At 69.8% G+C, this 10,964-nt stretch carries 9 protein-coding genes; 7 read left to right on the top strand and 2 right to left on the bottom strand.

Annotated elements, in window-relative coordinates; genetic code table 11:
• Positions 1-62 precede the first annotated feature (62 nt).
• The 5 genes from purN (at position 63) to ncot_RS04035 (ending at position 5,277) form a co-directional block, all read left to right on the top strand.
• Positions 63-686, top strand: a complete 624-nt coding sequence (gene purN, locus ncot_RS04015) for a phosphoribosylglycinamide formyltransferase (RefSeq protein WP_168616443.1) — start codon at positions 63-65, stop codon at positions 684-686.
• Positions 683-2,290 (top strand): bifunctional phosphoribosylaminoimidazolecarboxamide formyltransferase/IMP cyclohydrolase, encoded by a 1,608-nt coding sequence (gene purH, locus ncot_RS04020; RefSeq protein ID WP_168616444.1) that lies wholly within the window; start codon positions 683-685, stop codon positions 2,288-2,290. Before purN ends, purH begins: the two co-directional genes overlap by 4 nt.
• 189 nt (positions 2,291-2,479) lie before the next feature.
• The gene (locus tag ncot_RS04025; protein WP_168616445.1) at positions 2,480-3,727 is read left to right on the top strand and encodes an MFS transporter; all 1,248 of its coding nucleotides are present in this window, start codon (positions 2,480-2,482) and stop codon (positions 3,725-3,727) included.
• A 262-nt stretch (positions 3,728-3,989) separates the two neighbouring features.
• Positions 3,990-4,841, top strand: coding sequence for a bifunctional methylenetetrahydrofolate dehydrogenase/methenyltetrahydrofolate cyclohydrolase (locus ncot_RS04030; RefSeq protein ID WP_168616446.1), 852 nt, complete (start codon positions 3,990-3,992; stop codon positions 4,839-4,841).
• A gap of 1 nt (position 4,842) precedes the next feature.
• Complete coding sequence (locus ncot_RS04035; RefSeq protein ID WP_168616447.1) at positions 4,843-5,277, top strand: DUF3017 domain-containing protein; 435 nt, start codon at positions 4,843-4,845, stop codon at positions 5,275-5,277.
• Between the two features lie 115 nt (positions 5,278-5,392).
• On the opposite strand, the gene ncot_RS04040 is transcribed toward ncot_RS04035, so the two are convergent.
• A complete protein-coding gene (locus ncot_RS04040) occupies positions 5,393-6,373 on the bottom strand; it encodes a malate dehydrogenase (RefSeq protein ID WP_168616448.1) in 981 nt (326 codons plus the stop codon).
• 98 nt (positions 6,374-6,471) lie between these two features.
• Between ncot_RS04040 and ncot_RS04045 the strand changes: the two genes are divergently transcribed.
• Positions 6,472-7,155 carry a hypothetical protein gene (locus ncot_RS04045; RefSeq protein ID WP_168616449.1) on the top strand — a complete coding sequence of 228 codons (684 nt, stop codon included), beginning with the start codon at positions 6,472-6,474 and terminating at the stop codon, positions 7,153-7,155.
• 124 nt (positions 7,156-7,279) lie between these two features.
• Here the strand turns inward: ncot_RS04045 and ncot_RS04050 are convergent, their stop codons facing one another.
• Positions 7,280-8,506, bottom strand: coding sequence for an MIP family channel protein (locus tag ncot_RS04050; protein ID WP_168616450.1), 1,227 nt, complete (start codon positions 8,504-8,506; stop codon positions 7,280-7,282).
• Between the two features lie 180 nt (positions 8,507-8,686).
• On the opposite strand from ncot_RS04050, the gene ncot_RS04055 reads away from it, so the two are divergent.
• Positions 8,687-10,912, top strand: coding sequence for an NADP-dependent isocitrate dehydrogenase (locus ncot_RS04055; protein WP_168616451.1), 2,226 nt, complete (start codon positions 8,687-8,689; stop codon positions 10,910-10,912).
• Positions 10,913-10,964 lie beyond the last annotated feature (52 nt).

Genomic DNA, 10,964 nt, shown 5'->3' on the forward strand with positions numbered 1-10,964 from the left:
CTTGCCCGTCCATCGCTGAGGCCGATGCGCGCCCGGCCCGGCACGGTCGATAAACTCCGGCCGTGCCCTCCTCCCGAAAGCCCCAGCGCCTCGTCGTGCTCGTGTCCGGCTCGGGAACCAACCTCCAGTCCCTGATCGACGCGGCCCAGGACCCGGCGTACGGCGCCGTCGTGGTCGCAGTGGGTGCCGATCGGGACGACATCGAGGGCCTGGCCCGTGCCGAGCGTGCCGGCATCCCGACGTTCGTGCGCACGGTGAAGCAGTTCACCTCGCGCGAGCACTGGGACCGTGCACTGGCCGACACGGTGGCCGCCTTCGAGCCCGACCTCGTCGTGCTGGCCGGGTTCATGAAGCTGGTGGGCGAGGACTTCCTCGACCGGTTCGCGGGGCGAACGGTCAACACGCACCCCGCCCTGTGCCCGTCGTTCCCGGGCACCAACGGGCCCGCGGACGCCCTCGCCTACGGCGTGAAGGTCACCGGAGCCACGCTCTTCGTGGTGGACGGTGGGGTCGACACCGGCCCGATCGTCGCGCAGGCCGTCGTGCCCGTCGAGGACGACGACGACGTCGAGACCTTGCACGAGCGGATCAAGGTCGCCGAGCGCGACATGCTCGTCGAGAACGTGGGCCGCCTGGCCCGAGAAGGAATCACCATCACCGACAGGAAAGTGCGGTTCGGCGCATGACAGACGGCAAGATCGCCATCAAGCGGGCACTGGTCTCGGTCTATGACAAGTCAGGCCTCGAGGAGCTGGTCCGTGGCCTCCACGCTGCCGGGGTCGCCCTCGTCTCCACCGGGGGATCGGCGGCCCTGATCGCCGACCTCGGGGTCCCGGTCACCAAGGTCGAGGACCTCACCGGGTTCCCGGAGTGCCTCGACGGTCGGGTCAAGACCCTGCACCCGCGCGTGCACGCCGGCATCCTGGCCGACCGTCGCCTCGACACGCACGTGCAGCAGCTGGCCGACCTCGGGATCGAGGCCTTCGACCTCGTGGTCTCCAACCTCTACCCGTTCACCCAGACGGTGGCCTCGGGTGCCACCCCTGACGAGTGTGTCGAGCAGATCGACATCGGGGGGCCCTCGATGGTGCGAGCGGCCGCCAAGAACCACCCGTCGGTGGCGATCGTGACCTCGCCCGACTCCTATGACGCCGTGCTGGCCGCCGCGCAGTTGGGTGGCTTCACGCTCGCCCAGCGCAAGCGCCTGGCCGCCGAGGCCTTCGTCCACACCGCGACCTACGACGTGCACGTGGCCTCCTGGATGGGCTCGGTGCTGACCGACACCTCCGACGGTTCGGGCTTCCCGGCCTGGATGGGCGCGACCTGGACCCAGTCCGACGTCCTGCGCTACGGGGAGAACCCGCACCAGAGGGCCGCGCTCTACACGAGTGGGCGCCAGCCGGAGGGTGGGGTCGCCCAAGGCGTGCAGCTGCACGGCAAGGAGATGTCCTACAACAACTTCGTCGACGCCGACGCTGCCTACCGGGCCGCCTACGACCACGGTGACCAGCCCACTGTCGCGATCATCAAGCACGCCAACCCGTGCGGCATCGCGGTGGGAGCGGACATCGCCGACGCGCACCGCAAGGCACACGCCTGCGACCCGGTTTCGGCGTACGGCGGCATCATCGCCACCAACCGCAACGTGACGGCCGAGATGGCCGAGACGGTCAAGGACATCTTCACCGAGGTCGTCGTGGCGCCCGGGTTCGACGGTCCTGCGCTCGACATCCTCACCGCGAAGAAGAACCTGCGCCTGCTGGTGGCCAACCCGCCGCTCGGCGGTGGCATCGAGTACCGCCCGATCTCGGGCGGGCTGCTGGTGCAGCAGCGCGACGCGATCGACGCGGCTGATGAGATCGTCAAGGAGGACGGCACCACGTGGCAGATCGGTGACGACGCGTCCCGATGGCGCCTGGTGGCCGGCGACGCGGCCTCGGAGGAGACGCTCGCCGACCTGCAGTTCGCCTGGCGCTCGATCCGTGCGGTGAAGTCCAACGCGATCCTGCTGGCCGACGGCGGTGCCTCGGTGGGTGTCGGCATGGGTCAGGTCAACCGGGTGGACTCCTGCAACCTCGCGGTGACCCGGGCAGGGGAGCGGGCGGCAGGCTCCGTGGCCGCCTCCGACGCGTTCTTCCCCTTCGCCGACGGCCTGGAGGTGCTGCTCGAGGCCGGCGTGCGCGCCGTGGTCGCCCCCGGTGGCTCCATCCGGGACGAGGAGGTCATCGCGGCCGCGCAGAAGGCCGGCGTGACGATGTACTTCACCGGCACCCGTCACTTCGCCCACTGACGCGAACGGGCAGTTCTTGCTGCGCCAACAAGCAATCGTTGCTGCGCGAACCCGCAGTTCTTGACGTCCGAGCCGTCAATTCTTGATGCACGACCCCTGCCACCCAGGCCCTGCGGAAAAGGAGTGGCGGGGGTCGCCTGCAGGTCACTATCTTGACGTCAAGACAAAGCGTACGACGGGAGCTCGGGCATGGCGCAGCACTGGTGGCAACGGATCATCCCGCCGACGAAGCTGGAGCGCGACCTCGCCCTCCAGTGCGTGCTGTCAGCATTCGCCACCGGAGCGTTCCTGACCGGAACCGCGGTCTTCTTCACCCAGATCGTCGGACTGACCGGTGCCCAGGTCGGCCTCGGGATGAGCGTCGCCGCCCTGGTCACGCTCGCCCTGTCCGTCCCGTTGGGTCGACTCAGTGACACGGTCGGCGCCAAGCGACTCTGGGTGATCGCCGCACTGCTGGAGGCGCTGCTCTACTTCTCGTGGCCCTTCGTGGGCGGTTTTGCGCTCTTCGTGGTGATGCTGTCGGTGCTGGCATCGATCGAGACGGCGGGACGCTCCGCCCGCAACGCCTATCGCATCGAGGTGTTCCCCCGCGCCACCCGGGTCCGGGCGATGGCGTTCCAGCGCTCGGCGCGCAACGTGGGCTACACCCTCGGTGCCGGTGCCAGTGGCGTCGCGCTGGGAATCGGCACCCGTGAGGCGATTCTCGCCGTGCCGCTCCTGACCGGTGCCCTCCTGCTGCTGAACGCGTGGATGATCAGCTTCCTGCCGGAGCTGGTGCGCCAGGTGCCCGCGCACGGCGAGGAGCACCACCTGTCACCGGGTGCCTTCCGGAACAAGGGGTTCGTCGTCCTCGGGATCTGCAACGGCGTGCTGTCGTCGAACCAGGTCCTGCTCAACGTGGTGGTGCCGCTGTGGCTGGTCGAGCGCACCGATGCACCGCAGGTCCTGCTGGCCTGGCTGTTCGGCACCAACACCGTGCTGGCCGTGCTGCTGCAGGTCCGCGCCTCGCGTGGTGCGGAGACCGTCGACGGTGCGCTGCGCGCAGTGCGGTGGTCGGGGTGGGCCTTCGTGCTGTCCTGCGTGGTGCTGAGCGTGACCCACGAGACCGTCGGCTGGGTGTCGATCGTGCTGATCTGGGTCGGTCACATCACGATCACCGGCGCCGAGCTGTGGCAGTCCGCCTCCGACTGGGGCTTCACCTCCGAGCTCTCCGACCCGAGACGCCTCGGCGACTACCAGGGCGTGTGGGGGATGGGCTACCAGATCGAGCCGATCGTGTTCCCGGCCCTCTACACGTTCCTCGCCCTGTCGTGGGGCGCGCCGGGCTGGGCGGTGATCGCAGCGATCGGGGTGGTCGCCGCGGTGGTCTCGCACCCGGCCGCCCGAGCGGCCGAGCGTCACCTCGCGCGGCATGCCGCCGCGCCGGTCGCCGCCTGAGCGACGTTCGCGGCCCCGCCATCCGCAGGGCCGGCTGGCGCGCCGTACGCCGACCGGTGCGGCCACGCCGGTCGCCGCCTGAGCGACGTTCGCGGCCCCGCCGTCCGCAGGGCCGGCTGGCGCGCCGTACGCCGACCCGTGCGGCCACGCCGGACGCCGGCACCTGCGTGGTCGCGATGACGAAATCGCGCGTCACAGCACGGGGGCAGCGACCGGAACCCCGCGTTGCACGAGCGGAGGGGGCGCTCCCTAGGATGGGCGGGTGACTGCACAGAAGCTCGACGGAACCGCCACTGCCGCCGCGATCAAGGACGAGCTCCGCTCGCGGGTCGCGGCGCTCAAGGAGCAGGGCGTCACGCCCGGGCTGGGCACCGTCCTCGTCGGCGACGACCCGGGCTCGCGGTGGTATGTCAACGGCAAGCACAAGGACTGCGCCGAGGTCGGCATCGAGTCGATTCGCGTGGACCTCCCCGAGACCGCTTCCCAGGCGGAGATCGAGGATGCGGTCCGCACCCTCAACGAGGACCCGAGGTGCACCGGCTACATCGTGCAGCTGCCGTTGCCGCGCGGGCGCGACGAGAACCGCGTGCTCGGCCTGATCGACCCCGCCAAGGACGCCGACGGGCTGCACCCGACGAACCTCGGCTGGCTGGTCCTGGGCAACGAAGCGCCCCTGCCGTGCACCCCCTACGGCATCGTCGAGCTGCTGCGCCGCCATGACGTGCCGATCGCCGGGGCCGACGTGGTGGTGGTCGGCCGTGGTGTCACCGTCGGTCGACCCCTCGGGCTCCTGCTGACCCGCCGCTCGGAGAACGCCACGGTCACGCTGTGCCACACCGGAACCGTCGACCTGGCCGCGCACGTCAGGAAGGCCGACATCGTCGTGGCCGCGGCAGGCGTGCCCGGCATCATCACCGCCGCCATGGTCAAGCCAGGTGCCGCCGTGCTCGACGTCGGTGTCTCGCGGGTCGACGGCAAGATCGCCGGCGACGTGGCCGCGGACGTGTGGGACGTCGCCGGCTGGATCTCGCCGAACCCCGGCGGAGTCGGGCCGATGACCCGGGCGATGCTGCTGGCCAACGTGGTCTCGATCGCTGAGAACGGACTGGCCTGACGTGACCGAGCGCGGCGAGGCGTCCGACCGACCTGACCCGGAGGCCGACGGATCCCCACGCCCCGGCGCCGAAGAGCCGCTGGCACGGATCGATCCCAACGACGTCGTCCCCGTGAAGGTCGACGCGAGCGACCCGGCAGGCCTGCGCTCGGTCACCGAGATCAGGAAGCCGTCGACGTTGGGTGGCGTGGTCTACCTTGCCGTGCTCGCCGCCGCCCTGATCGGCGTCGTGGTCGCGGCCACCGGCGCCTGGCGCACCGGTGTCAGCTGGCTCGCCCTCGCCCTCCTGGTCGCTGCCGGCACGCGCCTGGCGCTGCCCGACGACGACGCCGGGATGCTGCAGGTGCGGCGCAAGTTCTTCGACGCCGTGGTCCTGATCGGCATGGGTGTGGTGCTGCTGGTGCTGGTCGCCACGATCCCCGACCAACCCAGCTGACCACGCGACCCGGACGACCGGCCCCGCAGAAGCAGCGAGCCAGCCGTCCAGACGCAGCGAGGGGCCAACCGTCCTGCGACGGCTGGCCCCTCGAGGCGGTCTGTGGAGCTTCGTGTCAGATGAGGCCCAGGTCGGTGACGGCCTGGCGCTCCTCGGCCAGCTCGGCGGTCGAGGCGTCGATCTTGCCGCGCGAGAACTCGTCGATCTCGAGACCCTGGACGATCTCCCAGTCACCGTTCTTGGTGGTCACGGGGAACGAGGAGATCAGGCCCTCGGGCACGCCGTAGGAACCGTCGGAGCGAACTGCCATCGAGACCCAGTCACCCTCGGGGGAACCGTTCAGCCAGTCGCGGGCGGCGTCGCAGGTCGCGGACGCGGCGGAGGCGGCAGACGAGGCGCCACGGGCGTCGATGATCGCCGCTCCGCGCTTGGCGACGGTCGGGATGAACGTGTCGGCCAACCAAGCCTGGTCGTTCACGACCTCCGCGGCGTTCCTGCCACCGACCTCGGCGTGGAAGATGTCGGGGTACTGGGTGGCCGAGTGGTTGCCCCAGATCGTCATCTTCTTGATGTCGTTGACCGAGGAGCCGGTCTTCGCGGCCAGCTGCGAGATCGCCCGGTTGTGGTCGAGGCGGGTCAGCGCCGAGAACCGCTCGTCGGGGATGTCGGGCGCGTTGGTCATCGCGATCAGCGCGTTGGTGTTCGCCGGGTTGCCGGTGACGCCGATGCGGACGTCGTCCGCGGCGACGCTGTTGAGCGCCTTGCCCTGGGCGGTGAAGATCGCGCCGTTGGCCTCGAGCAGGTCACCGCGCTCCATGCCGGGGCCGCGCGGGCGGGCGCCGACGAGCAGGGCGAGGTTGACGCCGTCGAAGATCTTCTCGGCGTCGTCGCCGATCTCGACGCCGGCCAGGCCGGGGAATGCGCAGTCGTCGAGCTCCATGACGACACCTTCGAGCGCCTTCAGCGCAGGGGTGATCTCGAGCAGGCGCAGCTCGATGGGACGGTCGCCGAGGGCGCCACTGGCAAGACGGAAGAGCAGGCTGTAGCCGATCTGGCCGGCTGCGCCGGTCACGGCCACCTTGAGCGGTGTGCTCACAGGGGGACTCCTTCGAAGATGAGGGTGATCGTTCCTGACGCTAGCAGCGTTCGGGCCGCCTCGGCCGCGCGGGTCGCAGGGATGGAATGCTGGGTGCCATGCGCTGCCTGCTCGCCCTGCTGGTCGGACTGCTCCTGCTGGCCGGGTGTGGCTCGGCCCCGGAGCGGATCGCGGCCACCGGCACCGATGACCTCACCATTCCGACCCCGTCGCCCGACCCCGACGACTTCGTCGAGTCCGTCACCAATCGCTGGCTCCCGCTGGAGACGGGTCGTCGATGGACGTACGACGCGTCGGGCGGCCGGGCACGATCGCGAACCGTGACGGTGCTCGACGAGACGCGCACGGTCGACGGTGTCTCCACGACCGTCGTACGCACGCTCACCCGGAGCCGGAAGGATCGCGTCATCTCCGACACGGAGTCCTGGTTCGCCCAGGACACGGCCGGCAACGTGTGGCTCTTCGGGCGGACCGGGCCGGGTGGCTGGGAGGCCGGGGTGGCGGGAGCACAGGCGACGCTGGCGATGGCCGCGGCGCCGCGTCACGGGGACGGATATGCGGCTGCCTTCGTCGGGGGCAGGGTCGTGCGGACGGCCGAGGTCCTGCTCACCGACGGCTCCGCCGCCACGCCGTACGGCGACTTCGACGACGTGGTCGAGATCGAGGAGCTGCCGGTGTCCGAGGGCAGGTCGACGGTGCTGTCCTACGCGCCCGGGATCGGACTGGTCGAGCAGCGCGCGATCGAGGGTGTCGACCTGCGTCTGGCCTCGATCGACGAGTGACTCGTCGGCCCGGGTCTCAGCGGCCCGGACCAGGTCACACGCACCGGACCGGATCACGCCGGGCGGGAACCGACGGAGGCCCCGCCACAGCACGTGGCGGGGCCTCCGTTCGGGTCTGATCGGGTCAGGACGGGGTGTCGTCCGACGGCCGGATCTGGGTGCGTGAGCCGTCGTCCTCCGGGGGAGTCCAGGGCTCCGGTGCCTGGTCGGGCTGGCCCCACTGCTGCTCGGGCTGCTGCGGAGCGGCGTGCTGGCCACCCTGCTGGGCCTGCTGCTCGCCCCACTGCTGTTGGTCGGTCTGCGGCTGGCCCCACTGCTGCTGGTCGGTCTGCGGCTGGCCCCACTGCTGCTGGTCGGTCTGCGGCTGGCCCCACTGCTGCTCGGGGGCCGGCTGGCCCCACTGGTCCTGGGCGGGCTGGCCCCACTGCTGCTGCTCGGGCGCCTGCTGGCCCCACTGCTGCTGCGCCGGGGCAGCCTGACCGCCCCACTGCTGCTCGGGCTGGCCCCACTGCTGGGCCTGGGGGTCATAGCCGCCCTGGAACTGACCACCCTGGTGCTGGGCGTTCGGGTCCCAACCGCCGGCGAAGGCAGTGGCCTGGGCGTTTCCACCGAAGTTCAGGCCGGAGCCGGGGACGGGTTCGCCGTCGCTGCCGAAGATGAGTGCATAGGTGAGGCCGGCGATCGCGGCACCGATCAGCGGGGCGACGATGAAGAGCCACACCTGCATCAGCGAGTCCGTGCCGGCGAACAGGGCCGGGGCGATGGAGCGGGCCGGGTTGACCGACGTACCCGTCAGCGGGATGAGGGCCAGGTGGACGCCGGCCAGGGCGAGGCCGATCGCGATCGGAGCCGCCGCAGCGCTCGGGTTGCGCCTGTCGGTCGCCGCGAGGATCACGTAGAGGAAGATCGCGGTTCCGATGATCTCCACGATCAGCGCGCCCCACAGGGCGATGTCACTGGCGGCCTCGTCACCGAAGGCGTTCTGGCCCATCGCCCCCTCCGCGTCCCAGCCGTCGATGCTCTTGTAGACCAGGAACAAGGCTGCGGCCGCCACGACGGCGCCGACCAGCTGGGCGGCGGCGTAGATGCCGGCGTTGACCCAGGAGAGGCGGCCGGCGAAGGCTGCACCCACCGAGACGGCGGGGTTGAAGTGGCCGCCGGAGATGTGACCCACGGCGTAGGCCATCACCAGCACGGCGATTCCGAAGGCCAGTGCAACGCCCGTGACACCGATGCCATCAAGGTTGATCGCGGCGCCGACGCCGATGAAGACGAGGACGAAGGTGCCGAGCACCTCTGCGCCGATCTTCTGGACCAGTGTCGGTTCAGGTGTGATTGGTGTGTCGGTCATCCGAGATCCCCTTGTGCAGTCCGGAATCCCCTGCAGTTCAGGGGCCGCCCAGAACTCTAGACCGAAGCGAGGCCGGGTGCGAGGCTGGTTCCTGACCGCGCGTCAGGTATCTTGACGTCAAGAAACAATCATCTGAGCACAGTCCGCCCAGGCACAGACCGATCAGGAGTTGCCGCACCCATGGCCAAGATCTTCTACACCTACACCGACGAGGCGCCGATGCTGGCGACTCACTCCTTCCTCCCGATCATCTCGGCGTACGCCTCCACCGCCGGCGTCGACGTCGAGACCCGCGACATCTCGCTCGCTGCGCGCATCCTCGCCCAGTTCACCGACCGCCTCCCTGCTGACCAGCAGGTCGAGGACACGCTGGCCGAGCTCGGTGCCCTGGCCAGGACGCCGGAGGCCAACATCATCAAGCTGCCCAACGTCAGCGCCTCGATCCCGCAGCTGAAGGCCGCGATCAAGGAGCTGCAGGCAGCTGGCTACGACCTGCCGGACTACCCGGAAAATATTTCGGGCGACGACGCTGACAATTTGGGGGACATCCGGGCGCGCTACGACAAGGTCAAGGGATCCGCCGTCAACCCGGTCCTGCGCGAGGGCAACTCCGACCGTCGTGCGCCTGCCTCGGTCAAGGCCTACGCCCGCAAGAACCCCCACTCGATGGGTGCCTGGACCGCCGACTCCAAGACCAACGTGGCCACCATGGGCGCCGGCGACTTCCGCGACAACGAGCAGTCCGTGATCATCGAGGGCGACGACGACCTGCGCATCCAGCACGTCGCCGCCGACGGCGCCACGACGGTGCTGCGCGACTCCGTGCCGGTCCTGGCCGGCGAGGTCGTCGACGGCACCGTCATGCACGTGGCCCAGCTCGAGGAGTTCCTCAAGGCGCAGATCGCGAAGGCCAAGGCCGACGACGTCCTCTTCTCGGTGCACCTCAAGGCCACGATGATGAAGGTGTCCGACCCGATCATCTTCGGCCACGTGGTCAAGGCGTTCTTCGCCGACGTCTTCGCCCAGTACGGCGACCAGCTCGCCGCCGCGGGCCTGTCCGCCAACGACGGCCTCGGCGGGATCCTCGCGGGTCTCGACCAGCTCGAGAACGGTGCGGAGATCAAGGCGGCCTTCGACAAGGCCATCGCCGACGGCCCCCGCCTGGCCATGGTCGACTCCGACAAGGGCATCACCAACCTGCACGTGCCGAGCGACGTGATCGTCGACGCGTCGATGCCGGCGATGATCCGCACCAGCGGCCACATGTGGGGTCCGGACGGCAACGAGGCCGACACCCTCGCCGTACTCCCCGACAGCAGCTATGCCGGCATCTACCAGGCCGTCATCGACGACTGCCGCACGAACGGTGCCTACGACCCGACCACGATGGGCACCGTCCCCAACGTCGGCCTGATGGCGCAGAAGGCCGAGGAGTACGGCTCCCACGACAAGACCTTCGAGCTCGAGTCCGCCGGCAAGGTCCAGGTCGTCAACAGGGCCGGCGAGGTGCTGATCGAGCACGACGTCGAGCCCGGTGACATCTGGCGCGCCTGCCAGACCAAGGACGTGCCGATCCGGGACTGGGTGAAGCTGGCCGTGAACCGCGCCCGCGCCTCACAGACCCCGGCCGTCTTCTGGCTCGACGAGACACGCGCCCATGACCGCAACCTGATCTCCCTGGTCGAGAAGTACCTCAAGGACCACGACACGGACGGGCTGGACCTCCGGGTCCTCTCGCCCGTCGAGGCGACCAAGTTCTCGGTCGAGCGGATCCGCAAGGGCGAGGACACCATCTCGGTGACCGGCAACGTGCTGCGCGACTACAACACCGACCTGTTCCCGATCCTCGAGCTCGGTACGTCGGCCAAGATGCTGTCGATCGTCCCGCTGATCAACGGCGGTGGGCTCTTCGAGACCGGCGCCGGCGGCTCGGCCCCCAAGCACGTGCAGCAGCTGGTCAAGGAGAACTACCTGCGGTGGGACAGCCTCGGCGAGTTCCTCGCCCTGGCGGTCAGCTTCGAGCACTTCGCCCAGACCAACGACAACGCCCGTGCCCAGATCCTGGCCGACACCCTCGACCGCGCCACCGGCACGTTCCTGCTGGAGAACAAGTCCCCGGCACGCAAGGTCGGCTCGATCGACAACCGTGGCTCGCACTTCTACCTCGCCCTCTTCTGGGCCGAGGAGCTGGCCAAGCAGACCGACGACGCCGAGCTCGCTGCGGCCTTCGCGAAGCTCGCCGGAGACCTGCGCAGCAACGAGGAGGCCATCAACTCCGAGCTGATCGGCGTCCAGGGCCACCCGGCAGACATCGGTGGCTACTACAAGGTCGACGAGACGAAGGCCGACGACGTGATGCGCCCGTCCGCCACCCTCAACGGCCTGATCGACGGCCTCAGCGTCTGACCTGATCTCCCGATAGTCCCTAACGCCTCGCACCCGGAAACCGGTTCTCCAC

Origin of the sequence: Nocardioides sp. JQ2195, assembly GCF_012272695.1 — a bacterium.
Lineage (GTDB): Bacteria > Actinomycetota > Actinomycetes > Propionibacteriales > Nocardioidaceae > Nocardioides.